Origin of the sequence: Microcystis sp. BLCC-F210 (assembly GCF_042134685.1) — a bacterium.
In the GTDB taxonomy this organism is placed as follows: domain Bacteria; phylum Cyanobacteriota; class Cyanobacteriia; order Cyanobacteriales; family Microcystaceae; genus Microcystis; species Microcystis aeruginosa_D.
The window spans coordinates 541,626-567,624 of the sequence record NZ_CP169647.1; the positions used below are offsets into that span (position 1 = coordinate 541,626).

The following is a 25,999-nucleotide window of genomic DNA, read 5'->3' on the forward strand; positions in this document are numbered from 1 at the left end:
ACATTCCTCCTAGCGAGGGGGTGGAACGAACCACAAAGACACAAAGGACACAAAGATTGCTCGATCATATTGTAAGTTAAACTTATCACACAGAACTTAGAAGAGTCTAAATCCCGTGGGGTCAGTCGATTTTAAATGACTTGAGGGAATCAGATAGAAATTTACAAGGGGATAAAAATTAAAATCTTTCTGATTTCAAGCTACCAACGACCGGCGCTAGTCACTGAAAACTCACATCTGATAACTCACATCTGATAACTGATAACTGATAACTGATAACTGATAACTGATAACTGAAATGACTCGATCCTATTTTGCTACTACCGCTAGGGGACTAGAAGAAATTGCCGCTAGGGAATTAGAATTCCTAGGGGCTAAAGAAGTGAAACCAGTATTCACCGGAGTCCATTTTCAGGGGGATATCTCCCTACTCTATCGAGTCAATCTTTGGTCAAGAATTATTTTTCGGGTTTTGGTTCCCATTGCCGAAATTCCCTGTGGGGATGGGAAGGAACTGTATGATGGCATTCAAGCCATTGATTGGCGCGATTATCTCAGCAGTGAGGAAACTTTAGCGGTACAATGTACGGGAACGAACGATCGCCTCAATCACACCCATTACACCGCTTTAAGCATCAAAAACGCTATTATCGACCAACAGCGTCAACAGGGCAATCCCCGTTCTTTTGTGGATACAGAAAACCCCGACCTGCAAATTAACGCTCATATCGAGAAAAATCGCTGTGTGCTTAGTTTAGATAGTTCCGGCCACAGTTTGCATCGTCGCGGGTATCATCGGGCCATGGGAGTCGCACCTCTGAAAGAAAGTCTCGCCGCTGCTTTGGTAGAATTATCGGCATGGCAGGATGATATGGCGCTTTTAGACCCTTTTTGTGGTTCGGGAACCATTGTCATCGAAGCGACGTTAAAAGCTTTAAATATTGCCCCCGGTTTATCTCGTTCCCAGTTCGGATTTCAGAAATGGCCAGACTATCAACCGGATTTATGGCAATCTTTGGTTAAGGAAGCTAAAGAAAAACAAAAATATCAGCTAAATGCGCCAATTTATGCTAGTGATGCCGATTATGAGGTTTTGCATCAGGCCGAGGATAACGCCTATTTTTGTCAAGTGCAGGACTATATTAATTTTAGCTTGCAAAGCATCACCGACTTAGAACCGACGAGCGATCGAGGGATTATTCTCTGTAATCCCCCTTACGGCAAAAGATTGGGCAATACCGAAGAATTAGGGGCCTTATATAAATCCTTCGGTGATGTCTTAAAACAGAGGTTTAAGGGTTGGACAGCCTATATTTTATCGGGAAACAAAGAACTGACTAAACAAATCGGCCTGCGTTCTTCCCGTCGCACTCCCTTGTATAATGGTTCTCTGCCCTGTACCCTCTTAAAATATGAGTTGTATTAACTACATCAAAACCTTGAGACTGTCAAGAGCTAAATGAACATTTTGACGAACTGAGGCAGCAGAAGTGTGTAAATCCAGACGTTCAGCATCGGTTAAACGCACTTCCAGAATACTTTCCACACCCCGGCATCCTAAGCGACAGGGAACCCCCAGATAAACATCCTGTAAACCGTATTCACCCTTAAGATAGGCTGCCGCCGGCAGTAAACGGGATTGATTTCTCAATATCGTCTCGACCATGATACAGGCAGAGGAAGCGGGGGCGTAATAAGCACCGCCAGTTTGCAGTAATTTGACGATTTCAGCCCCACCGTTGCGAGTTCTCTCCACTAGACGATTAATCGTCATCTCGTCCATTAATTCGGTAATTGGCACACCACTGACGGTACAGTAACGGGGTAGGGGTAACATTAAATCACCGTGACCACCCAAAACCATAGCATGAACGTCGGCGGTACTAACCCCCAATTCCATGGCGATAAAGGTTTGTAAACGGGAAGAATCGAGGACTCCGGCCATTCCCATCACTCTTTGGGGGGGTAAACCGGTTGCTTGCCAGACTAGATAGGTCATCACATCCAGGGGATTGGTGATGACGATAAAAATGGCCTCTGGAGAATACTGGAGGCATTTAGTGGCGGCCTCGACGACAATTTTAGCATTGACATTCATGAGATCATCGCGACTCATGCCCGGTTTTCTGGCTAATCCAGCCGTAATCACGACAATATCCGAGCCTGCCGTGTCTTCGTAGTTATTAGTGCCGATAATCTCGCTGTCGTGCAGTTCTATGCCCTGAGCTTCCATCAAATCTAGGGCAATACCCTGGGGCAAACCATGGACGATATCGAGGAGAACCACATCAGCGAGGTTTTTTTCGGCGATGCGTTGGGCCAGGGTGCGTCCGACGTTGCCGGCACCAATAACCGAGACTCGGGGCGATTGACAGGGGATGAGTGTATCGTAGAAGTCAACCATGATTTATGGATGAGGCAATCCCTCATCAGGCGGGTTCCAGTTGTTCGAGCTTTAGCCACACACTGGGGGTGGGAACACAGAATTTAATCAAAGCATAATCATCTTTTATATCCAAGACTTCTGCTGTCGAGTCGAACATATAACTGGGTAAACGGCGATCGCTGGCTAGGGCTTCGAGGCTATTTTCTAGGTTTCCCGTCACCACGCGGACTAAAGCTCCTTTCTTAATTGTAGCTGCCATGTTTTTCTCGTTAAATTTGTTGGGGGGTTTCTCCCATAAATTGTTACATATTGGGGCGGGACTCTGACAAGAGGGTGTGGGGTGTGGGGTGTGGGAATTATAAATTATGAATTATAAATTATGAATTATGAAGTGGGGAGGTGGGGAAGTGGGGAAATTGAACTAAAACCCTAAAACCCCAAAACCCCAAAACCTGCCTCCTACCTTTTGCCTTAATTAAAACTCAACCCTTTGACCATAACTTAATAGACTTTGTAAGGTTGTGAGGCGGTTTTCCCAGACTTGTATTTGATAGACAGATAAATCTTTTTGTCTGGACATCACAGATTTAAATTGATAGCTAAATCGCTTTAAAGCATTTTGAGTTAAAGTCAAATTGCCAAGGTTGGGACTATTAGCTAATCGTTCTAATAGATTAGCCATTTCGTCCACTTCTTGCCCCCAAGTTTTTAAGGTTCGCTCCTCCATTGCTAATAAATTATTCGTTATTAAAAAACTCCACTCTTGACGCAAGGAATTAAACCGCGCTGCTGCCGTTTTGAAGGGTTGACGGTGGGGTAAAGGTTCGGCTTTTTTCGTAATTATCGATCCCTGAATGCGATTAAGAATTGTTTGCAGGTTGGGATTGAGATTTTCTGTGGCAAAAAGAGCGAATCCCGAAGTGGGAAGATTACGAATAAATTGTAGTTGATCGATAGTTACTTGATCGGGTACTTTTAACAGACGGATACCGGGTATAATCAGAGCATTTCCTGCAATTTGGCGATCAAATAAAGACTGGGTTTTATCTTCTAAAGTCCCGGTGTCAAGAGCATAAGTCATTAAAAAGATCATATCTATCCATTGATTTTGTCCCCATTCTTCCCAGTTTTGTTGAATACGATATAACCGTTCTTTTTGTTCTAAAGGAAACACCGCTGCCGACATTTTTAATTGGGGGCGAATCTGTTTTAAACGAGTAGAAACCTGCGAAACAAAAGTATCAACCTGACGGATTTTAAAGCTAGTCCATTGTTCCCATAAAGCACCCCGGGGATTTAAAGTAATGGGATCAACTCCTGTCATTTGTTTAAATAACCACCGGCTGGATTTACCATAACCATAGGTTTGATTAGAACTTTGACTCTGGAAAGGATAGCGAATATAATCTAACTGCAAGCCATCCACATCATAATTCTTGACAATCTCCTCGTAAAGAGATAAAAGATAGTTCTGTAAACTGGGATTAGCAGGATCAAAAAAAGCTTTTTTTGTGCCTTGACTGTAATCAAAAGAACCACCACTTTTATTAGTTGCACCCCAATCGGGATTACGGGATAAAACTGGTCCGAGATAATCCAATGGTTGTTCTAATACTTTATTATGAGCTTGATTAGCCGCCGCAAAAACCCACACCCAAGCGTGGATTTCCATATTGCGTTCATGGGCTAATTTAACGGCAACTTTTAGGGGATCCCAACCTCTGGTTAAAGGGTTTTGTTCGGGGGCAACTTGACTGGGATAAATAGTATAACTAGCATTAACTGTCTCGAAAAAGACCACATTAATACCCGCTGCCGCCATGCGATCAAATACTTTAGCTAAATCCTCCTCGTTTTTAGCTTGTACGATCGTGCCTCGATCTAACCACATTGCCCGTATTTCTGGTTGGGCAAATTGTCGATTAGTAGGATAATTATCCCAAAGATTTCGCCGCGCTTGTAACCAAAATTCCCGCGCTTGGGTATAGGAACCCTGGGCGATTAAATTCTGAAAATTATTTAAGGTTCCTTGGGCATTTTCTAGGGCTAAACGGAATCGTCTAGCTGTATCTGAGGTGGGGGAATTTTTTGCCCGATTATGAAATGCTTGTACTAAGGATTTATCAGTATTGGATATATTATTATTACTGGCTTCTAAAGCTAAGAGAGTCGCCCCATAACGCCCGATTAATCCCTGCAATTCCACCGTCATCTGGCTGATTTGTTGAGAAGTTAGGCTCGCTCTGGGGGGAATTGCCTCGGTATTCGGACTTAATCTCGCTGTTTCACTGGGGGGATTTTCTGCAATCTGGGGTAAAGGGCGACGGGGTGCGGTCGCAACGCGCTCGCTACGCGAGATCGCCGTTGGTGTATTATTAATATTATTAACTATTGTTGAGCTTCCTTGACAATAGGGCGCAATTGTGCTAGGAGAAGAACCGCGATTAATGCCGTAGCGTTGCAGGGCGGTTTCTAGCCAAGCGCTATCAAGGGCGAGATTTGCGACACCATCGCTGCCCCAGCGCCAACCGAAAAAGATCGAGTTATTATTGAGGACAACAGCGGGGGGATTATTGCGCGTCCCCCAGACGGCTGCGGTTTGGCTATTAATTCCCGTGGGGATAACCACACCACCGAGGAGACTGCTGGCTAAAGGTTTTTGGTTTTTCAGTTCACCTAAATTAGTCGGCCGCAGGGTGTAAGCTTGGGAGTGGGGATAGGCCCAGTAAGCCCCAAATAGCGATCGCAGTTGATTACGCACAGCAGGTTCCGAAAGATTCCCCGCCGGACCGGTGACAATAATTTTACCACCGCGATTCAGCCAACGACTCAAGACACCGGCTTGTAAACCGGAAATAGTCTCGACGTTGGGGATGATTAGAACCTTAATTTTATTTAAATCCGTGTCGCTTTGCCACTGGTTACTCTGGAGAATACAGTAATTAACCCCGACATTTTGTAAACGTTCGGTGATGGCTGTCCATTGATTGGCATTTTCTTGACTTTTTAACACTGCCACTGGTGTCGCTAAAACTGGGATCGGTAGCAAGACACCCAAACAGGACGAAAGACAGGCAATTAGGGGCTTGTTAAAAAGATGATCAAGGCGGAAGGACGATCCCAGCACGTTTTTTTCTCTTAATTTTTTGGTTAACTTCTCCTGATCTTACCCAACTTAGCCAAAAAATAGTATCTTGGGGAACAAAAATTGCGCCTTAGTCGTCAGCAACATGGTTTTAGGGTGTTGGGGTTTTAGTTGAAATTCCCCATTCCCCCATTCATAATTCATAATTCATAACTTAGCCAAAAAAGAGTATCTTTGGCAACAAAAGTCGTCTGCAACACGGTTTTAGGGTGTTGGGGTTTTAGGGTTTTAGGGTTTTAGTTGAAATTCCCCACTTCCCCATTCCCCCATTCATAATTCATAATTCATAATTCATAATTCCCTACAACTGTAAGGACAATTGCCGAAAGTGATCGCCGCGATGTTCAAAACTTTGGTATTGGTCAAAACTGGCGCAAGCGGGGGATAATAACACCACTTTAGCCTCTTTTGCTAGTCCTAGTTCAGCCGCGCGTTGAACTGCCCTGTCCATCGTTTCTACACATTCATAGTCTTGATAACCTGCTGACTGTAAACGACGGGCAAAATCGGCGGCAGCGTCACCAATCAGCAGCACAGTGGCGACTTTTGCCTTAATTTCAGCGATCCAGGCCCGATCATCCCCTGCTTTCGCTTCTCCCCCCGCAATTAAAATCGCTGGACTAGGGACTGATTGTAAACCCACGGCGGCAGCATCGTAGTTAGTTGCTTTACTATCATTAATAAAGTCTAGTCCTTTATAGGTACAAATATACTCTAGGCGATGGGCAACCCCGGGGAAAGTGGCGATCGCTTCGGTAATGGCTTTTTTATCGATTCCTGCCAATCTAGCGGCGGCCACAGCCATAAGCAAATTCTGCTGATTGTGACTACCGACCATTTTCAGGAGATTAACCGGAGCAATTAATTCCCCAAAAGCCACGATCCAGTTATCTTGCAGATAAACACCACGACTAGGATCGCCTAAGAGTGCCTCTTTACCCTGCACAGAAGTCCAGTAAGCTTGTTGCCATTGACTAGCACCGATTTGACGCAGATAGGGATCATCACCGTTGAGGATTTGGCGATCGCTTCTTTGCAGTAAAGAGGCTTTAATCTGATAATAATTTTCCAGGGTTTGATGACGACTGAGGTGATCGGGGGTAAAAGTTGTCCAGATGCCGATTTTCGGCGATAAATCCCCACTGGACTCGATCTGATAACTACTAATCTCCGCAATAATCCAATCGTATTTATCGGCTTTTAAAGCCAATTCACAGGCAGCATAGCCGATATTACCGCAGGAAGGGGCATTTAACCCCGCTTTTTGAAAAATAGCGGCACAGAGGGCGGTGGTGGTGGTTTTGCCGTTAGTTCCCGTAATCCCCAACCAGGGGGAAGATTGCAGATAACGCCAAGCTAATTCTAATTCTCCGATCGTATCGATGCCTTTTTCTCTGGCAGTAATTAAAATCGGGGCATCCCAAGGCACGCCGGGGCTTACCACGATAAGATTAGGCAAGTAATCTGCCTCCAGACTGAGATTTTGACCAAGATTGACAATAATTCCTTCCCTTTCCAGATTGGTTTGCAGTGCTTGTAAACTGGGAGAATCGGAGCGATCGCTTAATGTCACCTGCCAACCATCCCGTTTTAAGCATCTTGCCGCTGCTATTCCCGATCTTCCCAATCCAATAATCGCCGCTTTCGCCATCTTGTTGCCACTCTACTCAAGAGTCAATTTTTAGCAATCTCTATCCTACTGTGGATTGTGACCTTATTTCTGCCCCTAGATCGGCGATACTCTTAGTCTATTCTGTCTGATCCTTGCAGTAAGTAGTCGTGCAAAATTAATTTCCTAGTAAAGATAGGCAAAAGGCAAGAGGCAAAAGGCAAGAGGGGGTTAGATATGTGTAATTAATTTTGCTTAGGTACTTATAATAAAATGGAATGCTTATAATTTAGTCCTTGAACTAACAAAAATTAGTATGAATATTCAACTAAAACCCAATCAAGAAAAATTTATCGAAGAACAGTTAAAAAGTGGCAGATTTAATAATGTAGAGCAGCTCATAGATACCGCTTTACACTTGCTGTCCCACATCAATGAAGATTATTTACAATGGCGAGAAGAAACTGGTCATCAAATTGATATTGCTGTAGCTGAATTAGACAATGGGGAAGGATTAGAGGTCGAAACAGTTATCAACAATATTTTAGAAAAATTTCAGAAAGGGCGTAAATCCTAATCATGAATCGTTATATTATTGCCCCATCAGCCAGTCAAGATTTAAACAAGATTGCTGATTATTTTTTAGCGGTAAACGTGGAAGCTGGGGAAAAAATATTGATAAAATTTTCCCAAAAGTGTCAACAATTAGCACAATTTCCCAATTTAGGACGTAGTTACAGTCATATTAGACCGTCCTTGAGAGATTTACCTTTAGATGGATATATTATTTTCTATCGAGTTACTGATGACACGGTAGAGATTTTAAGAATAGTTAGCGGTCGTCAAGACTTAGAAGCTTTATTCTCCGAGATAAAATAAATCCCTAGCAAAAATCCAGCAGAATTGAGCAGACTCCAAGACCTTTCAATTGGCCTGATTGCCTTTCCTAGCTGACGGCTGACGGCTGACGGCCGACGGCTGAATTATAAAACTATTTCCCCTAGGAAAACAAAATTCTCTGACTTGCGTCTAGATCGATAAAATAAATGCAAGTACGATCTCCATAACAAGGCTCCTTATTTATGAATCTAAAATCATCCCTAAAATTTACCCTACTGTTTTCACTTCTGGGGGGTTGTCTCCTGACTACACCGAGTCAAGCAACTCTCTTTGAACAACGAGAAGTTAATCAAGAAGATTTTATCGCTATTGCCCGTCCCTACGGTAACGGTAAATACGATTTACTGATTTTGCAACAAATCCCCGGAAAACGCCAATGTTGGGCGGTAAATGGCAGAGAACCTACCATTGTTCAGCCTCTGCTCCTCGATTTCGATTTTACCGGCAGTTGTGAACGGGCCACCGACAGTAACGGTTATTCCCTTCGCATTCGCGGCACAGATTACGGTTTAGAATACCTGCTGCGTATCGTACAACGGAACGGGGAATTAGTCCTCGTGGGAACCCCCCGCAATCCCAGACAATCAGAGGTAATTATTGGACGGACAAAAGGTTTAGGGACCGGTTTAATCCAAATTTATCTTATCGATGGCTGGCGCTTTACTAAACGCAGTCTAGCAGGTCAAAATCTCAGTCATATCTATCTAACTGCCGATAGTCCCAGTTTCAATCCTCCCCCGGAATTACTCGCGGGTACCCAATCGTCTATCCCCCCCAGAGAATCCGTCAAAGCAGAAACACCGGTTAATCCTTCTGGTGATCCGGAAGTGCGAGAATATACTTTTACCGCTACAGAAACAGCAGTAGAGAGCAATCCTCAGCTAGGAGTCACTAATCGAGTACCAGAGTCAAATTTAACGCCGCAGCCCCCAGTTACCTCTAATTTACCTCCCCTGACTCCTCCCCTTCGACTTGGCTCAGGGCAAGCCAATTCCCAGAATAGTAATGCAATTGTACCACCACCGCCACCGCGTAATTTAGGCAATCAGAGAAGTTTATCAGACGTAATCACTTTTAATCGAGCTGCCCCTAATCCCAGTAGTAGTAATACGGGTAATACTGGTAATGCTGGCCGCAAAGGCTTTAAAGTAGTAGTTGAAGCTAAAACCGAGAGCGATCGCAGCAAAGTTCGTTCTCTCTATCCCGACGCTTTCCCCACTTCCTACAAAGGTCGTTCTGTCTGGCAAATAGGCGCGTTTAGCAATCGTGATAAGGCTGAAAACGCTTTACAAAGTCTTGCTCCCCTGCGCGGATCGATTGTACCATTTTAGGGAACGCTGGAACTGCGGAACGGGGAACAGATAGTGCATAGGGGAAATGGGGAAATGGGGGAATTTCAACTAAAACCCCAAAACCCTAAAACCCCAACTCTCAACTCCGGCCTCCTGACCCCTGACTCCTAGAGTAACTGATAACTGATAACTGATAACTGAAAACATGGAAATATCGGAACTAAAAAGAGGTATCGAGATAGTAGAATCGCGCCTGGGTAAAACCCAGGACTATCTTTGACTTGCCCACTTTAAGGGCTAAAATTAAAGACTTAGAACAGGTGGCTGCTGTCCCCACTTTTTGGGATAATCCCGATACTGCTCAAAAAACCCTGCAAGAACTAAATCAATGTAAATCTTCTTTAGAAACCTATCAAAGTTGGTGTCAACAATTAGAAGATGTTAAGGCAATTATCGAGTTATTAGAATTAGAATCCGATCGAGCTTTACTAGAAGAAGCAACGGACAATTTAACTCATTTACAGCATAACCTTGATCGCTGGGAATTGCAACAGCTTTTAAATGGTCCCTACGACCCAAAAGGAGCGGTTTTAACGATTAACGCGGGGGCCGGGGGAACCGATGCCCAGGATTGGACAGAAATGCTCCTGAGAATGTATTCTCGCTGGGCCGAGAAACACGGATATAAACTCACTTTAGCGGAAATATCAGAAGGAGATGAAGCGGGAATTAAATCGGTGACGATTGAAATTGCCGGAACTTATGCTTACGGTTATCTGAAAGGAGAAAAAGGCACCCATCGGTTAGTCAGAATTTCTCCCTTTAATGCTAACGGTAAACGTCAAACCAGTTTCGCTGGGGTGGAAGTGATGCCAATTTTGGGCGATGATGTGGTGACAGTAGAAATTCCCGATAAAGATTTAGAAATTACCACCACCAGATCGGGGGGAAAAGGTGGACAAAATGTTAATAAAGTCGAAACTGCCGTGCGTGTGGTTCATCTTCCCACAGGTATCGCTGTGCGTTGTACCCAAGAGCGATCGCAATTACAAAATAAAGAAAAAGCCCTAGCTTTATTAAAAGCGAAATTGTTAATTATTGCTCGGGAACAACAGGCTCAAGCGATCGCCGAAATTCGCGGCGATATGGTGGAGGCCGCTTGGGGCAATCAAATCCGTAACTATGTTTTCCATCCCTATCAATTGGTTAAGGATCTCCGTAGCAATGTGGAAACCACCGATGTTACTGGGGTAATGAATGGGGATTTAGATAGCTTTATTGAAGCCTATTTACGTTTGGGGGGGGAAGTTTAAAGAACTGTATCACCCTTTGTAGCCAGCAAGTCCCACTCCTGTGTGGAAGTGATAATAAAATCCCCTCTTTGAAAAATAAACAGTTATGGGATAACTATACTCTTTGGTCGCCTAGTTATTTTGTTTCTTCTGTGGGAGATGCGCCATTGGCAGTTCTTAAGTGCTATATTGGAAATTAAGAAAAGCCGTCGTGAAAGGACGGGGTTTTAAAGCCAAATTTTCGATAAAATCAAGGGGCAGACTGACATCTGAGAATCCATAGTAACCATGACAGGTGTGGACTTACAGCAATTATTACTAGAAAAATGGGGTCGTTCCTACGATATCCAGCTGCGACGCATCAAAGATAAAGTTCATGTGCAGGTAATGTGGAAATATCTCGAACAAGCTTCTTTTCCCCTCTCCGAGTCTGAATATCTGGAACATCTCAATGCGATCGCTAGTTATCTGCACGAATGGGGTGGTTTTATTCAATTTCAAGCTTTTATCCGCGAAACCCGCGAGCGTCCCCGTCTCGGTAAAGCGGTTAGTTTGCCCCTAGATCTAGGTGAAAGGGCCTCGGAATGGCTAATCAGTGATCAGTGATCAATTATTTATTAGCGACCAGCGGGATTGTTAAGTGAAAAGTATCAGAATAACAGAATGACCTTGTGTGTCTGGAAGCAGAACCCTTTGTGTTCCTCTCCGGAAAGTGCAAGGGTTTTGAGTTCCTATTTCGATTTCTCAACGTTTGTTTATTGCACTTTTTTGGCGAGAAAAAGCCCAAAACCTTTTTCTAGCAAAGCTTCTACTGATATTCAGCAAGCCCTACATAAGTATTTTGACTCGCCCCCGTTCCTCATTCCTATTTTTTTTGCCTAGTCCGATAGTTTTATACATATTGCTATGAATGACTATATCTGACCATTTTTGAGAGGTTGTGACAGTTAGGGTGCGGAATGTGGGTCTTAGATTTCTTTGTTCTACAATTTGAAGTGGGGAATTTAGGTTAAAATTGGCATAACTCGACCATCGCCTCGATCATGTTCTTTTTTGTCCTCGGCTTCAATCTAGGCTTAACTTTATTTAATTGCTTTCTAGTCTGGAAATTGTGGCAATTGCGGCGGATTTTGGGGCGAGTGACCAGAATTTTCAATCGGATGGAACGACGTTTACACCACATTTTTTACCCCGCTCCAGAATATATTATCATCGCTGGGGCGAAAACCTATTATCTCCGACAAAACTATCAACGTCTCTGCGGACAGATACAGATACTGCAATCCCTATTCTTGACCTTCTCCCTGATTATCCGTTACTGGCAGCGTCAACCTCGTCAACGCCGTCGTCTGTGGTCGCTACAATTGAGCAAAATCTCTAGCAATCAAGCAGCTAACAGCGATCGCCAACCAAAGTAATACACAAGTACGAGTTAAATTCAAAGCCTGTTCGACGGTTTTGACGGTAATCGGGTGGAGGTTATCCCCCAATAAAGGTTTTTCCACAATCTGGCCCCGATATTGATTTTTCCCCCCCAATTGCACCCCCAAAATCGCCCCATAGACGCATTCACTCCAACCGGAATTAGGACTAGGATCCCGACGGGCATCGCGCCAGCAAATGCTTAAAACCTGCCTTGGCCGGCCTGAAATTAGGGCGAGAGTTAAGACCGTTAAACGACAGGGTAGCCATGTCAAAATATCCTCGCTTTTAGCACTAAACCAGCCAATATGGGTGTAGGGCGGCCGACGATAGCCAATCATCGAATCGAGGGTACTAGCGGCTTTATAAGCGCAAGCGAGGGGAACCGATCCCACCCCCAGAAAAGCACCGAGAAGGGCATAAAAAAGCGGCGCAGTAACTCCATCCACACCATTTTCACTGACAGTTTCTAATAGGGCGCGAAGGATTTCTTCTTGGCCGAGATTATCTGTGTCGCGACCAACGTATAAACTTAGTTGGCAACGAGCTAAGGTGATATTTTCCGCTTGTAAAGCTGCGATGACTGTTTCGGCAGCCAGGCGTAAACTTCTACCGGCTAAACAACTAGCCAAGAGAATCACTTGTACTAGGTAACTCAGCAGCAAATTGACCTGATCTAACCATTGGATTCCTAGCCAAGTTAAGACCCCAGCCAAGATAATTAAACCTAGTCCCAGAATTATGCCCGCTAAACGTTGGCGAATTTTTTCCTGCGTCCAATTAAGGATGACTTTTGTGGCAACAGCAATAATCGCCCCCATCACCTGCACTGGATGAATCCATCCCCAAGGATCGCCGATTAGATAATCTAAAACCGCCCCTAATACTAAAATGATCGCCGTTGCCGCTTCCTTCACAATTACTCCCTTTTCCCATCGATATCCCGAATTTTCTCAATATTGTCTTCCCAGTTAGCTCCATCAAAGAACTGGATCTGAAAATCTTCCAAGACATTGCCATCCAAACAGCGCAGGTTTATATCTATAGCTTCAGGATGGGAGCGGGGACGATAGAAAGGATGAATACCACAAACACGACAAAAATAATGTTGGGCTGTGTGGGTATTAAATGTATAGGTACTTAAAAAATCTTCACCGCTTAGGAGGGTAAATTGTGCTGAAGGAACAATCAGATGCAGAAAACCTTTTTTCTGACAAATCGAACAATTACAGTCTAGAGCTTGATCATGCTCGATCGCCACTTGAAAACGGATCGCTCCACAGTGACAACCTCCCCCATAAATCTTTGCTTGAGTTGTTGCTGTCATAACTTCTAAACTACTAAACAATAAAGCTGGTTTCCTCTCCCCTAGCGGCGATCCAGCTACGGGCATCGTAGTATAAATCCGCTAAGGTAATCTTCCCCAGGGCCTCTTTTAATTTCTCGTGGAGGTGTTTCCAGATAGTAAATGTCACCCAATCTTCTGCCTGTTCGTCCCTGGGATGATAACCTGATAATGGCTCGATCGTCTCTCCCACTGCCTCCAAAATTTGCCCCAACGAGATACGATTTGCTGGTCTGGCCAATTGATAACCCCCTTGCGCTCCCCGAAAGGAACGAACTAAACCTGCTCGTCGCATTTCTATCAGCAATTTCTCTAGATAAGCAGCCGGGATATCTTGACGCAGGGCGACCGATTTTACCGATACGGGAGTTCCCCTCGGTTGTAAACTAAGATCCAGCAAGGCTTTAACACTATAGTGACCCCTAGTTGTCAGCTTCATTATCCCTCATTTTTACCTCTTTATCTCTATCCTACCCCCTGCCCTCATTGATGACAGAAAGGCTAACCTCCTTTCCCTCAGCATCTCGATCAACATTGATGAATTCTGTTAAGATTTCGATCGAGAGATAGAGTGTAATCAATTACAATCAATTTCCTCAAGCAAGTGATAATTTTTAGTTTATACCGTGTAAGATAAGTGTAGAGATCAATCGTAACCCGATTGTTTCTGGTCAGGGGGAGCAATTCTCCTCGACTAGCCTTGATGACCCTAACCTTTACTTATCTACTGCAAACTTAAATGAACACAACTACTAATCCAGAACCCCTGACTGGCCTCGAACTAATTGAGAAAGTTAAACAGCTAGGCAACCTCAGCAAAGAGGAAAAAGCCCGGGAATGCGGCTACTATACCATGACAAAAAATGGTATCGAACGCGTTAATATGATGAAATTTCTCAATGCTTTAATCGATGCTGAGGGAATTGACTTAGATAGCAGTGCCAATGGTCATGGACGAGGTGGGCGCTCGGCCAGCTACCGGATCAGTGTCCAATCTAATAATAATCTTCTGATCGGTTCGGCCTACACCAAAAAAATGGGACTCAAACCGGGAGATGAATTTGAAATTACTTTGGGGAGAAAACATATTCATCTCAAGCAAGTTGGCGCCAGCGACGACGACGAATAGCCATAATTAAGGAGAGAGCCGTTTAACTCTCTCCTTGCTATGAAATAGGGTCTGCTGAAAAAGTCGCTCCAGAAATCATGCTATTAAATGCCACTGATTTGTCGCCCAATTGATAAGTTTTACTTAGGTAAAATAACTTTAAGCATAATTTTTATTAAAGACTGGGACTATCTTAGTTCGTTTGTTCGCAAAAAAAGCCAGAAAGACAAAAAAAGCCCAAAAAAACTGCCGAAGCAGTTGGGAAAGATTGACAACCAAAAAGATAATAGCAAGGACAGTTCCTGAAGTTTCAGGTAGTTTTGTCATGACCAGATTAAAACTAAATCTTCTCTTAGCTTGTCCGGACTTTCTGGGAGCATCTCAGATGTGCAGAAATAACGACAATCAACAATGATCAGTCATCCTTAAGTTAGTACGAATGTATGGACAACCGCATCTAAGCATCCCACTGCAAAAGCTAATCTGCAGCGGGATTGAGGAAAAAATCGCCATTAAGCGCGAATTTTAGAAGATAGTTTCCCCGGAAAAATCCCCACTGGGTAGATTGACAAAAATCAGATGCACCCCTAGGTAAAGACCTTAATTCACTCGATCCCGAAAGTTACCGAAACCACTGCGGTAATATCTTTGTCGATCGAGGAAGTGTCGTAAATTCCCGAATCGCTCACGTCAGTGGAATTGCGCGAGGTGATCTGAAAAACTCCCGTTTTCGCATCGCGCACCCTTCCCACCCGACTGCCGGTACTACTAGCGATCGCCTCAGCCCTCGCTCTCGCATCTTTGGTCGCTGCCGCCACCATTTCCACCCGCAGCTTATCCAGTTGGGTGTAAAGATATTGGGGAGGTTCAGAGACGAGGTTAATTCCCTCCTCAATCAATTCCGTTACCTGCCTAGAAAGTTCCGTGTAACGGGCCACATCGCTCGCTCGGATCTCGAAGCGTTGGGTGAGACGATAGGCGAGAATTTGCCCAGTTTCCTGGCCGTTAGCTGTTACTTCGGGAATCGCCATCGTCTCGATCGCGTTGGTGGTGATTGCGTCCTCGGGAACTTGTTTTTCTTTGAGATAAGCTCGTATCCGCTCGGTTTGCCGGATCAGATCGCGGTAGGCATCCTGGGCGGTAGGTTGTTGACTGGAAACCGATAAACGCCAGAGAAGATAATCGGATGTAATCGCCCTTTTGGCCGAACCAGTGACGACAAAAACATCGCTCGCCCGTTTCACCGCCAAGAACGAGCGTGCCGCTATCCACGAACTCAAGACGAGAGCGATCGATAGCACCGATAAACCAGCGAACACCTGTGGGAAACGTCGAAATATAGAACTGTCTTTCATCATCCCCATCCTAGAAATCTGACGTTTCCATCCTATGCTAGTAGCGAGTGCCTTGAAATTATTATTTACAAAAATCAATGGAGGTCGCCATCTGACGGGATGCTTTCCCTTCCCCAAAAACTCCCTAGCGCTGACAGCGATAACGCCCGATAAGTTCAGCTTGAGCATGGAATCGGCTTTATCCCCCTCTGTTTAACCCGAACTGGGGTTAAATAGGGTTTGCGGCAAAAAGTTTTTCCTGGGGGCAGGGTGTGGGGTGTGGGGTGTAGGGTGTGGGGGGAGTGGGAATTATGAATTGGGGAGACCACTTCGTGCGCGACGTTCGGCGACGCTCAGTCGAGCCGTTGCGGGGGGAAGTGGGGAAATTGAACTAAAACCCCAAAACCCCAAAACCCCAATCCCCAAAACCTGTCTCCTATCTCCTATCTCCTATCTCCTGACTCCTAACCCCACCAACAAACTTTTTCAGCAAACCCTAAATAAATACTTCGCCGAAAAAGGTTCCAGCGAAGTACCACAATAGTCAGTGACCAGTTATCAGTTATCAGTACCTTTACTATAACACCTTTGATCCAAAAATCATAGCTTGGTGCAAAAAAAAGGCCACAAATAAATACTTCGCCGAAAAAGGTTTCAGCGAAGTACCACAATAGTCAGTGACCAGTTATCAGTTATCAGTACCTTTAGTATAACACCCTTTTTCGATCACTGCAAGACTTTTTGCAAATTTTAGGCCAAGAATTTTGGACCCAAACCGACTTTCGGCGCGTACACCGCCCGATCGCCCAATTCCTCTTCGATGCGTAATAAGCGATTATACTTAGCCACCCGTTCACTGCGACTGAGAGAACCGGTTTTAATCTGTCCAGCATTAGTGGCCACGGCTAGATCTGCGATCGTGGTGTCTTCCGTTTCTCCGGAGCGATGACTAATTACAGAACGATAACCGTGACGGGTAGCTAGGGCGATTGTTTGTAGGGTTTCCGTCAAAGAACCGATCTGATTGAGTTTAATCAGGATCGAGTTAGCAATACCCAGATCGATCGCTTTTTGCAGACGGATGGGATTAGTCACCATCAAATCATCGCCCACCAACTGAATCCGCGCCCCCAGTTTATCGGTCAATAATTTCCAGTTATCCCAATCCTCCTCGTGTAAACCGTCTTCAATAGAAACAATCGGATAGTGATCGACTAAACTGGCCAAAAAATCCACCATTTCGGCGGGAGAATGGGCCGAACCATCGTAGATGTATTGACCATCCCGATAGAATTCACTGGCGGCCACATCCATAGCCAAAGCCACCTCCGACCCCGGTTTATAACCAGCACGTTCGATCGATTCAATCAAAATATCCAAAGCTTCCTGATTTGAAGCCAAATTAGGAGCATAACCGCCCTCATCGCCCACACCGGTCAGTAATTTGCGTTCGTGCAAGGCCTTACCCAAAGCGGCGAATACTTCCGCCCCCCAACGCAAACCTTCCTTAAAAGAATCGGCCCCGATGGGGAAGATCATAAACTCCTGAAAATCGACGTTATTGTCAGCGTGAGAACCACCATTAATCACGTTCATCATCGGGACGGGTAGCACATTGGCCATCGGACCGCCGAGATAACGATAGAGAGGCAATCCCAGATCCGCCGCCGCTGCTTTGGCCGTAGCCAGAGAGACGGCTAGGATAGCATTGGCCCCTAATTCTCGTTTATTGGCCGTGCCATCGAGATCGATCATAGCTAAATCGATACTAGCTTGGTCGAAAGCATTCATCCCCTCCAAAACCGGGACGATTTTTTCGTGGACATTGCGAACTGCTTTTAGGACACCCTTACCACCGTAACGCTGGGGATCATCATCGCGTAATTCGTGGGCCTCAAAACTACCCGTAGAAGCACCACTGGGAACCTGGGCCAAACCGAACGCCCCCGATTCTAACAGCACTTCTGCTTCGATCGTGGGACGGCCGCGGGAATCTAGAATCTCCCTAGCTGCGATCGCTTCGATGGGAACTTCAATTTTATCTAACATAACTTATCGTCTCCAACTCAATTTACGGGGTAATTTCGGCTGATTACTAATTGCCTAAAGGGAAATCCACGTTGACAATCTGCTTTTGATCATCAAAAACGAGGATTAAAGTATCCGTCAATTTTTCAAATTGAATTGTCACCAACACCAGATCCACACCGTCCGCACCCGAACCTTTTCTGACCTGAGTTCCCACGATCCGACGCACGGGGCCGGTACGCTTAAGTAAATTCTCCCAAGTGCCTTGCACTCTGGTGGGGAAAACTTCAGCTTTCAGGAGAGGATGTAAAAAACCTCGGGCCAGGCCGTAGTCTTTATTGGCCAAGGCCGTGACAAAAGCGGTGCCAATCTCAGAAATACTGCGAAATTCGGGAAAATCGGCGGCAACTATCTGACCAGACCGGTTAAAGGTAACTATCACATCGTCGGTAACTTTCTCAAATTCAACGGTGACAATCACCAGATTGGCATTGATAGCATCGAGTACCTTGCTTTTGACAATACGCTTAAATGGTCCAGTATGGTCAGTGACTTGGCTTTCCCAGACCTTTTGTAGTTTTTCGGGAGTCCAGAGGGGTTTTAGTTGGGGTGACAAAGCGGCAATCACCTTGTCGTATTGTTTAGCTCCCAACCATTCTACTAACTGTCGAGCTTGCTTTTCTTCCCGAACGGGATCACCAAGAGCGATCGCATTCGGTTCTGGGTTCGCCTGTACTGGTGAAACGCTGAACGGAGTCCAAGGTAGGGAAAAACCAATTAAACACAAAGAGAGAATCGATACCCGTTTCGCTAATGAAAGCCGCATCATTTCAGCTATTGCTCCGCAAATAAATAACGTTTTTCGACTTGACGATTGAATTGATGCCATTGTTCATTAGTTAAAGCATTCAAGATCGCTCGATCGGGCAATATCTCTCCTCTTGTTATACTGGTTTAACGATTAAAACTACCGCCGAACGCGCCTGCACCCGATAATTTTCCGATTCAATAGCAGCTGCGGCATCCAAATCACAGGCTGCCTCGGACAATTGCCCAGCAGTATCGATGACGCAATGCCATTTTTCCCCTTGTCCCAAGGGTGGTAACTGGAAGTTGAGAGATTCCCAGTAAGCGTTGAGCATAATGTGTAAATACTCGTTTGCCTTGGGATGACGCAGGGAAAAAGCTAAACTGCGGGAATCTTCCGACCAATCGGGTTTACTCAACTGTACACCATGCCAACTGAGATGGGGTTCAAGACTGGTATAGGTGACTTCTAGCAATTTTTCTTGACGGAAAAGAGCTAATTTTTTATTAAAATCGATCAGTCTCCTTACGAAACACCAAAGATCGAACTCTTGCTCTACTGCACTCCAATCGAACCAACTTAACTGGTTATCCTGACAATAGGCGTTATTGTTGCCCTTTTGGGTGCGTCGCACTTCGTCCCCCATCAACAGCATAGGTGTTCCTTGGGAAATGAACAGGATCGTTAAGAGATTTTTTATTTGTTGCAGTCGCAGGGTTTTAATCGCCTCGTTATTGGTTTCCCCTTCCATGCCACAATTCCAGCTAAAATTATCGTTGCAACCGTCCCGATTCTCCTCGCCGTTAGCCTCGTTGTGTTTCTCGTTGTAGGACACTAGATCGTTGAGGGTAAAGCCATCGTGACAGGTAACAAAATTTATACTTCTATTGACATCGGTGTCAGGTCTGTGGTATATGTCGGGGCTTCCTAAAATCCGCGCCGCTAATTTCGTGACTATGCTGGTATCTCCCCGGACAAAAGCGCGCACATCATCGCGAAAAGGCCCATTCCACTCGGAAAACCAATCGGCAAATTCGACAAATTGACCGACACTATACAATCCTGCCGCATCCCAGGCTTCAGCGATTAATTTTGTCCCGGCTAAGACTGGATCCGATTCGATCGCCCAGATCATGTTATAACCTTTTTGCAGGATCGGTTCCCCGTCCACATTGCGCGATAATACGGCCGCTAGATCAAAGCGAAAACCATCCACGTGCATTTCTGACACCCAATAGCGCAAACAATCGAGAATCATTTTGCCCACAATCGGATGACTGCCCTTGAGGGTATTACCACAGCCGGTATAGTTGCTATAAAGGCTTTTATCTTCAGGGTCGAGGATGTAGTAGGTGCGATTATCGATACCTTTAAAGGAAAGAGTCGGCCCGATTTCGTCCCCCTCGGCGGTATGGTTGAAAACCACATCGAGAATCACTTCGATCCCCGCTTTGTGTAAAGCTTTCACCAGATCTCGAAATTCATTCAAAGGACCGAACGGTGAGCGATCGCTACTGTAACCGGCATGGGGCGCAAAAAAGCCGATCGTGCTATAACCCCAATAGTTAGTTAACCCCGGCATGGCCGAAGCGGGATCAAAGTAATGAATCGGTAACAATTCCACGGCAGTAATGCCTAGGTTTTTCAAATAGGGTACTTTTTCGATTAATCCCGCAAAAGTACCCCTTTTTTCCTCGCTAACGCCGGAATTCGGGTTACGAGTAAAGCCACCGACGTGCATTTCGTAGATAAAACTGGCAGAGTAGGGAGTGCGTAGCGGTTTGTCATCTTCCCAATCGTAGCGGCCCGTATCCACTACCAGACCCCGCAAAGCTTGATGACAATTATCGCCTTTTTCGCTGGCAGCTTGTCGATCATAAATTTCCGCACCGACAATCGCTTTTGCATAGGGATCGAGAACTACTTTATCAGGATCGAAGCGATGACCTTGGGCCGGATTATCCGGACCATAGACTCGATAAGCATACACTTGACCGGCTCCAATCCCGCGAACGAAAATATGCCAATAGAAAAAAGTGCGATTTTCTTGGGGATTGAGACGAATAATTTGACTAGGTTGCGGAGAATTGGCATCATCAAATAATAATAATTCTATGGCAGTGGCATACTTAGAAAATAGTGAGAAGTTGACACCATCGGCCAAGACAGTTGCCCCGACGGGATGGCTTTTACCGTGATCAGTTTTTAAGGTCATTGTCAAGAGATGAGAAGTGATTAGGAGTAGTATAAGCTTATTCGGCGTTTTTGAATCAAGCTATAAATGCCAAATGTGTGTCCTATCGAAAAGTTAGTTTTGGTCTAGGTTTTAAAAATCTCACCCAAGAAGATTCAGAATTCAAATCAGCAAAGCCAGATTTTCCTGGAGATGGTGTAGTTAATTTCTAAGACCTTGCCCTATTCAATAAAGTTCTCAATTTTCCGATATTTCAAGGAAACAATTAAAGGAGTTTTAAATGGCATTTCCTGAATATTTTATGCTTGATTAAGCCAATTGATTAAGTCAGATTGAATATTAAAGTCTAGCAACGCTTCTCCGGTTCTTCGTTACTTGGTATGGTTCGATAGGGGGGATAAATTGACTAAATCTTTATCTGGCAAGAGACTTAATTGATTAGTTCGCTCTAGATCAAAAGCGATTGACAAAAATCGCCAAATGCCTTTCTATATAAGGGTTCCATCCCTTATAATCCCCCGTCCATTGCATAACACAAACCAAAGAGCCAGTTAGACGAACAGAGAAGAGCAGAAAAAAGAGCGGTAGAAGCGCAGAAAAATAAAAAACAGAAAGCGGAAAAAGAAGCGAAGCTAGAAGTTTTAAAGCGAAGTAAATATAGCTTGTTAAAAAATGAAAAAGATTTAACGGAAACCCAAAAAATCAAACTAGAAGCTATCAAAGAAACTTTGACAAATTTGAAAAAGATGCACGAGTTATAGCTGGACTTCCCCGTTGACAAAAAGCCATAACCTGTGCTGTAGAAAGGATTAAGAAAATTTCCAGCGCCCCGTTACTGGGTACAAATCAGAGAAACTCCCAATAAATCTAACGCTTTTTGTTGCAGTTGGGTCGGTCGAGTTATCTTAGAAAAACGATAACTTCCCTCCCTAATCCTACATTCCACTGTATTCAAGCAAATCGTCCCCAAGTCTTCCAACAAAGTCCGAAAGCTATGCACAGGAAAGTTCTCTTGATTCCGTTTTTTTCTCTCTTTAGACTGAGCGGATTCACTGCGACTCGCTTTAATCACATTCAGAGAACCATCATCAATTTCTTCATCCTCAAATAACAAAGGAGCCAAGGACTGTTTTAAATGCCATTCCACATAAGTAGTCGTGCAAAATTAATTTCCTAGTAAAGATAGGCAAAAGGCAAGAGGCAAAAGGCAAGAGGGGGTTAGATATGTGTAATTAATTTTGCTTAGGTACTTAATCAGCCAACATACATAAAAAGATATGAGCCTTGACTCTATCACCCTTATAATGATAGATAGGACGTACCTTTAAATCAATTGACTTATAACAGCGAAATGCCTCCTCCACTTGAGACAAACTTTTATAAGCTTTAACCGTCGTCGCTGCATCCATCAAGGTTGACTCCAGAGAAGTTCTTAACACATACACACCATCTTTAAGTGCTAGGTGCTTCTCAATTTTCTCTTGTTTTTCTAATAACCAATCTAAGGCGTTATATAATTCGTCTTCATCAGCTTTCTCTAAGTCTAACAATTGTCCTAAACTCTGACTGCAAGTTTCGCTATTAAACCCTCTCGCTGTGGCTAGTTTCGATTTAGGATTGATGATTCTTGCCACAATCATTGCCACGACTAAGTTTCTGATTCGTGAGGATTTTTCACTGATTATTTTATCTAAACCTAATTTTTTAATCGTCTCTAAAATAGCCATTACATGACTATGAGGAAGACTTCTAATCACTTCAAAATGATTGGGAATGCCTTCATTCATGGACAGTGTTGCTCCTTTAAGAGCCAGTTTTAGATTGTCGATAATATCACCGGGTAATTTTGAGAGATTGGCCAGGGTTCTTTTTTTGACTTGATCTCCTTCTCGGTAGGACTCCCGAAGAAGAACAGCGGGGGGGGGGAATTACGGTTAGGAACTTTTTCTATATACATGGCTATCATTTTAGCAAATAGAGAGAATTCTTGTCCATTAAGAAATATTACAAATTACATGGGTACATCAAGAAGGGTTAAGGGGGTGCATCCATTGATGGATAAGGGTTTTCGTCTATTATGGTATATATGTATGGGGGAAGTTCAGTTATAACAAAACGATTAAAGACGGGGAGATAAAATACTTGGGAGAAAACTGCTCGATTCAAAAATTTGAGCCAAAACCCAACATTTTTAAAGACATCGGTGCAGTTGGGTTTCTCGCAGGTGTCGCTCATTCACCCCAAACACAACTTTACTGTCCCACTCGCCAAATTTTGATAGTTTTGTCACCACTCCCACTAGCCAAATGGCGGCCATCAGGACTATATCCCACTGACCAAAACCCGCTAAAATGACCAGTAAGGGTACGCAATTCTTTTCCCGTTGCTACCTCCCAAATTTTGATAGTATTGTCAATACTCGCACTAGCTAAATAGCGACTATCGGGACTATATGCCACTGACAAACTCCTGCTAGAATGACCAGTAAGGGTACGCAATGCTTTTCCCGTTGCTACCTCCCAAATTTTGATAGTATTGTCACCACCCCCACTAGCTAAATAGCGACCATCGGGACTATATACTACTGAGTAAACCCCGCTAGAATGGCCAGCAAGGGTATGCAATTCTTTTCCCGTTGCTACCTCCCAAATTTTGATAGTATTGTCACCACTCCCACTAGCTAAATAGCGGCCATCGGGACTATATGCTACTGATAAAACCGAGTCAGAATGACCAGTAAGGGTTTTCTCGATAAAATTACCACTAGGAAAATTAGAGATCAATAATTGAAGACTGGCGGGAAACTGCTTATATTTAAAATAACCGTAAACTTGCGTTATTCCTATTCCTAATAACAAAATGCCACCAATAGCTATCATTCGATTTCTCAGATTATTATTTTTAACCGATTGTGCTGGTGTTTTTTTGGCTACAGCTACGGGTGAAACTGGCGGAGAAGGATTAATCTTAGGAATAACTGGCGATTGTTTTTTAGTTACAACAGGCTGCGGATTTGGTGCTGGTGTAGGAGTTAACTTTAACTGCCGTTCAATCTCATCCAAACGCTGTAAAATAACCCTAGTATTAGCTGGTCTATTCTCGGGCAATTTTCCCATTAACTCGTCAATAAAATCCAACAATAACGGGTGAATATTTTCCGTTCCTTCTCGCCAAGCTAAAACATCATTAATCGGATCATAAATTTCTAAAGGATGTTTTCCGGTTAATAAATGCACAAAAGTTCGTCCTAAAGCATAAAAATCTGATTGAATCACTGCTTGGCCATGTTTTTGTTCATTGGGTGTATATCCGGCTGAGGTAATACCTGTTAGCTGTTGGCCTTTGACCTTTTGATGATAGGTTTGGGTTTCTTCCCTTGCTGTCCCAAAATCAATTAACACCAACTCCTCACTATTTCGCATCATAATATTAGGAGGTTTAATATCTCGATGTAGCCAATTCTGTTGATGAATTTTATCGAGAATTAAAGTAATTTCTCTCAGCCATTTTAAGGCTAGTTTTTGACTTAACCTATCATACTGCTTAAGCCAATGTTCTAAATCAATACCCTCCACTTTTTCTATGACTAAACAGTGTAATATTTTCCCCTCCCTTGTGGAATATTGAAAATAAGCATCCGCTTGAGGAACACCGGTGACATTTTGACGACTTAACTCTAATAAAACGTCATATTCTCGTTTAAATAATTCCACTGCTTTCGGTTCATTATTCCATTTTTCTTGTAATACCTTGAGGATTTTAGCGGTAAAATCTTCAAAAGCCTTATAAACAATGCCAAAACCAGTCTTATCACTCAATAACCGACTTACTCTATATTTACCATTTAACAACAACTCAGAGCCGCAACTTTGACAGTAAAGAGTATTCGAGTTATTATTACTCGGATGCTCCGGTTCAGAACAATCGGGATTAATGCAGTAACGGGGTTTCATCTCAGCTATCAGTTATTTTATCGGGTGAATAATTGCAAGTTTTCCCTTACCTGTCTTTGAAGGTATTTTATCATAAGTAAGCTAAAACGCAAAATCTCAAACGCAAGCCAATGTGACAGTTGAGGGTGCAGAATGTGGGTTAAGAATAAAACTTGTTTCAAAGGTTGATTTAGCGTCCGAGAGCGTGTAATCCGTTAATAATTTCGGCACAGCGATCGGTAACTTCCTGTAAAGCTTCTCTTTTGTTAGAAATTGGTGGCGGCAGCACTTCCCCGATGCGAATAGTCAAGGGGATACTATGGGGAACAGAAGAACCTTTTTGAAAAATCTTTTCCGTCCCCCACAAACTGACGGGTAACAGGGGAACTCCTGCTTTAGCGGCAATCATCGCCGCACCTAGTTTTGGTTGATGGATCAATCCGTCCTCGGTGCGCGTCCCCTCCAGAAACAATCCCACTGCCCAGCCCGCTGCTAATGCTCCCATCGCCGCCCGAATTGCCCCGCGATCACCACTCCCGCGTTTGACGGGATAGGCCCCGTAAAGAGCGATTGCCTGTTTTAAAATCGGGATGGTAAATAATTCCTCTTTAGCCATATAAGCTACGGGACGACGCACGGCACAGGATAATAGGGGTGGATCGAAGTAACTGGCGTGATTGCAGACGATAATCAGAGGATGATGACGGGGGACATTTTCCACCCCGTAAACGCGACCACGAAAATAGCCGTGTAGGGTTGGGCTAACGATCGACCATTTAAAAAGATGATATAAAACTAAACTGGCAAAAGGTTCTCGCTCTTGAGGCTGGTTCATGACTGACAATTGTTCCCTAGACATGGAAAAGCCCTTGGGAGTCTTGCCGTGTTTCGACCCCAAGGACTTTGCTTTCTTCTCACTCCTCACACAATTGAAATATATAGCAATTTATGGGTTAGGGAAAGGTTAAGCGTGCCGCTTTCTTAACTGGCATAATTACTTATCTAGGGTTGAGAGCGGCAAAAGGATTAGCAATATGTGTAGTTATACTAAATCCAGTTATTAAAAACTGATTATTTATTCCCACTTTTGCCTCTTGCATGAGTGCCTATCCTGATATGTTACCTATACTCAACGGATTTAGTATTAATTTTGCTTAGAGGATGTTTGAAAAGGGTTAGAGGTGACAAGAGAATGAGGTTTTCA

At 44.0% G+C, this 25,999-nt stretch carries 23 protein-coding genes and 5 pseudogenes; 11 read left to right on the top strand and 17 right to left on the bottom strand.

From position 1 onward, the window contains the following. The first annotated feature begins 298 nt into the window (after positions 1 to 298). On the top strand, positions 299 to 1,426 hold the full coding sequence (locus ACE3JL_RS02710; protein WP_375328789.1) for a class I SAM-dependent RNA methyltransferase: 1,128 nt from the start codon (positions 299 to 301) through the stop codon (positions 1,424 to 1,426). Here ACE3JL_RS02710 and mdh read toward each other — a convergent pair whose 3' ends face one another. The 4 genes from mdh to murD form a co-directional block, all read right to left on the bottom strand. Continuing rightward, positions 1,427 to 2,404 carry a malate dehydrogenase gene (gene mdh, locus ACE3JL_RS02715; RefSeq protein WP_375328790.1) on the bottom strand — a complete coding sequence of 326 codons (978 nt, stop codon included), beginning with the start codon at positions 2,402 to 2,404 and terminating at the stop codon, positions 1,427 to 1,429. Between the two features lie 25 nt (positions 2,405 to 2,429). After that, on the bottom strand, positions 2,430 to 2,645 hold the full coding sequence (locus ACE3JL_RS02720; RefSeq protein ID WP_271954128.1) for an NAD(P)H-quinone oxidoreductase subunit O: 216 nt from the start codon (positions 2,643 to 2,645) through the stop codon (positions 2,430 to 2,432). A 216-nt stretch (positions 2,646 to 2,861) separates the two neighbouring features. Then, on the bottom strand, positions 2,862 to 5,513 hold the full coding sequence (locus ACE3JL_RS02725) for a glycoside hydrolase family 10 protein (protein WP_375328791.1): 2,652 nt from the start codon (positions 5,511 to 5,513) through the stop codon (positions 2,862 to 2,864). 319 nt (positions 5,514 to 5,832) lie between these two features. After that, positions 5,833 to 7,182: a UDP-N-acetylmuramoyl-L-alanine--D-glutamate ligase gene (gene murD / locus ACE3JL_RS02730; RefSeq protein ID WP_271992694.1), complete on the bottom strand. Its 1,350-nt coding sequence runs from the start codon at positions 7,180 to 7,182 to the stop codon at positions 5,833 to 5,835. A 274-nt stretch (positions 7,183 to 7,456) separates the two neighbouring features. On the opposite strand from murD, the gene ACE3JL_RS02735 reads away from it, so the two are divergent. The 7 genes from ACE3JL_RS02735 (at position 7,457) to ACE3JL_RS02765 (ending at position 12,042) form a co-directional block, all read left to right on the top strand. After that, positions 7,457 to 7,717 carry a type II toxin-antitoxin system ParD family antitoxin gene (locus ACE3JL_RS02735; RefSeq protein WP_271992696.1) on the top strand — a complete coding sequence of 87 codons (261 nt, stop codon included), beginning with the start codon at positions 7,457 to 7,459 and terminating at the stop codon, positions 7,715 to 7,717. 2 nt (positions 7,718 to 7,719) lie between these two features. Further along, the gene (locus tag ACE3JL_RS02740; RefSeq protein ID WP_375328792.1) at positions 7,720 to 8,019 is read left to right on the top strand and encodes a type II toxin-antitoxin system RelE/ParE family toxin; all 300 of its coding nucleotides are present in this window, start codon (positions 7,720 to 7,722) and stop codon (positions 8,017 to 8,019) included. A 203-nt stretch (positions 8,020 to 8,222) separates the two neighbouring features. After that, the gene (locus tag ACE3JL_RS02745) at positions 8,223 to 9,371 is read left to right on the top strand and encodes a DUF3747 domain-containing protein (protein WP_375328793.1); all 1,149 of its coding nucleotides are present in this window, start codon (positions 8,223 to 8,225) and stop codon (positions 9,369 to 9,371) included. A gap of 166 nt (positions 9,372 to 9,537) precedes the next feature. Then, positions 9,538 to 10,645 (top strand): peptide chain release factor 2 gene (gene prfB, locus ACE3JL_RS02750; RefSeq protein ID WP_271992700.1). Its coding sequence is split into 2 segments (ribosomal slippage): positions 9,538 to 9,609 and positions 9,611 to 10,645, totalling 1,107 coding nucleotides; the frame shifts between segments, so codons are not numbered across the junction. Positions 10,646 to 10,713: 68 nt separating this feature from the next. Continuing rightward, the gene (locus ACE3JL_RS02755) at positions 10,714 to 10,824 is read left to right on the top strand and encodes a transposase (protein WP_375328794.1); all 111 of its coding nucleotides are present in this window, start codon (positions 10,714 to 10,716) and stop codon (positions 10,822 to 10,824) included. Positions 10,825 to 10,912: 88 nt separating this feature from the next. Continuing rightward, entirely contained in the window at positions 10,913 to 11,230 is a 318-nt protein-coding gene (locus tag ACE3JL_RS02760) for a DUF3067 family protein (protein ID WP_150975599.1), read from the top strand. 533 nt (positions 11,231 to 11,763) lie between these two features. Next, a complete protein-coding gene (locus ACE3JL_RS02765) occupies positions 11,764 to 12,042 on the top strand; it encodes a hypothetical protein (protein WP_375328795.1) in 279 nt (92 codons plus the stop codon). Here the strand turns inward: ACE3JL_RS02765 and cbiB are convergent. Genes cbiB through ACE3JL_RS02780 form a run of 3 tightly spaced genes read right to left on the bottom strand, consistent with a single transcriptional unit; the run spans position 11,983 to position 13,830 of the window. Continuing rightward, a complete protein-coding gene (cbiB, locus tag ACE3JL_RS02770) occupies positions 11,983 to 12,963 on the bottom strand; it encodes an adenosylcobinamide-phosphate synthase CbiB (protein WP_271992703.1) in 981 nt (326 codons plus the stop codon). The two genes, ACE3JL_RS02765 and cbiB, sit on opposite strands and share 60 nt — an antisense overlap. A gap of 2 nt (positions 12,964 to 12,965) precedes the next feature. Continuing rightward, positions 12,966 to 13,439: a GFA family protein gene (locus ACE3JL_RS02775; RefSeq protein WP_271992704.1), complete on the bottom strand. Its 474-nt coding sequence runs from the start codon at positions 13,437 to 13,439 to the stop codon at positions 12,966 to 12,968. Then, positions 13,387 to 13,830 carry an RrF2 family transcriptional regulator gene (locus ACE3JL_RS02780; RefSeq protein ID WP_271992705.1) on the bottom strand — a complete coding sequence of 148 codons (444 nt, stop codon included), beginning with the start codon at positions 13,828 to 13,830 and terminating at the stop codon, positions 13,387 to 13,389. Before ACE3JL_RS02780 ends, ACE3JL_RS02775 begins: the two co-directional genes overlap by 53 nt. 300 nt (positions 13,831 to 14,130) lie before the next feature. Between ACE3JL_RS02780 and ACE3JL_RS02785 the strand changes: the two genes are divergently transcribed. Then, positions 14,131 to 14,520: an AbrB family transcriptional regulator gene (locus ACE3JL_RS02785; protein WP_002737568.1), complete on the top strand. Its 390-nt coding sequence runs from the start codon at positions 14,131 to 14,133 to the stop codon at positions 14,518 to 14,520. A 75-nt stretch (positions 14,521 to 14,595) separates the two neighbouring features. Here ACE3JL_RS02785 and ACE3JL_RS02790 read toward each other — a convergent pair. Together ACE3JL_RS02790 and ACE3JL_RS02795 are read right to left on the bottom strand one after the other, a co-directional pair. Continuing rightward, positions 14,596 to 14,868, bottom strand: a pseudogene (locus tag ACE3JL_RS02790) (transposase); the annotation flags it as partial. Between the two features lie 236 nt (positions 14,869 to 15,104). Then, positions 15,105 to 15,854, bottom strand: coding sequence for an SIMPL domain-containing protein (locus tag ACE3JL_RS02795; protein WP_002745468.1), 750 nt, complete (start codon positions 15,852 to 15,854; stop codon positions 15,105 to 15,107). Between the two features lie 295 nt (positions 15,855 to 16,149). Here ACE3JL_RS02795 and ACE3JL_RS02800 point away from each other — a divergent pair, with 295 nt between their 5' ends. Further along, positions 16,150 to 16,377: a hypothetical protein gene (locus ACE3JL_RS02800; RefSeq protein ID WP_375328796.1), complete on the top strand. Its 228-nt coding sequence runs from the start codon at positions 16,150 to 16,152 to the stop codon at positions 16,375 to 16,377. Positions 16,378 to 16,583: 206 nt separating this feature from the next. Here the strand turns inward: ACE3JL_RS02800 and eno are convergent, their stop codons facing one another. The 4 genes and pseudogenes from eno to ACE3JL_RS02820 all read right to left on the bottom strand — a co-directional run bounded on the left by eno (position 16,584) and on the right by ACE3JL_RS02820 (position 21,394). Continuing rightward, a complete protein-coding gene (gene eno / locus ACE3JL_RS02805; protein ID WP_375328797.1) occupies positions 16,584 to 17,882 on the bottom strand; it encodes a phosphopyruvate hydratase in 1,299 nt (432 codons plus the stop codon). Positions 17,883 to 17,928: 46 nt separating this feature from the next. Further along, a complete protein-coding gene (locus ACE3JL_RS02810) occupies positions 17,929 to 18,690 on the bottom strand; it encodes a DUF3887 domain-containing protein (protein ID WP_375328798.1) in 762 nt (253 codons plus the stop codon). A 115-nt stretch (positions 18,691 to 18,805) separates the two neighbouring features. Then, positions 18,806 to 20,884, bottom strand: a complete 2,079-nt coding sequence (gene glgX / locus ACE3JL_RS02815; RefSeq protein WP_271992710.1) for a glycogen debranching protein GlgX — start codon at positions 20,882 to 20,884, stop codon at positions 18,806 to 18,808. Between the two features lie 318 nt (positions 20,885 to 21,202). Continuing rightward, positions 21,203 to 21,394, bottom strand: a pseudogene (locus ACE3JL_RS02820) (hypothetical protein). Between the two features lie 17 nt (positions 21,395 to 21,411). On the opposite strand from ACE3JL_RS02820, the pseudogene ACE3JL_RS02825 reads away from it, so the two are divergent. After that, positions 21,412 to 21,621, top strand: a pseudogene (locus ACE3JL_RS02825) (transposase); the annotation flags it as partial. Between the two features lie 74 nt (positions 21,622 to 21,695). Here ACE3JL_RS02825 and ACE3JL_RS02830 read toward each other — a convergent pair. From ACE3JL_RS02830 to ACE3JL_RS02845, 4 genes and pseudogenes are all read right to left on the bottom strand, one after another. Then, positions 21,696 to 22,013, bottom strand: a pseudogene (locus ACE3JL_RS02830) (tail length tape measure protein); the annotation flags it as partial. Positions 22,014 to 22,115: 102 nt separating this feature from the next. After that, a pseudogene (locus tag ACE3JL_RS02835) lies at positions 22,116 to 22,820 on the bottom strand (transposase); the annotation flags it as partial. A gap of 295 nt (positions 22,821 to 23,115) precedes the next feature. Next, positions 23,116 to 24,816 (bottom strand): protein kinase, encoded by a 1,701-nt coding sequence (locus ACE3JL_RS02840; RefSeq protein ID WP_375328799.1) that lies wholly within the window; start codon positions 24,814 to 24,816, stop codon positions 23,116 to 23,118. A gap of 169 nt (positions 24,817 to 24,985) precedes the next feature. Beyond that, positions 24,986 to 25,654, bottom strand: coding sequence for a 1-acyl-sn-glycerol-3-phosphate acyltransferase (locus ACE3JL_RS02845; RefSeq protein WP_271989792.1), 669 nt, complete (start codon positions 25,652 to 25,654; stop codon positions 24,986 to 24,988). Between the last annotated feature and the right edge of the window lie 345 nt (positions 25,655 to 25,999).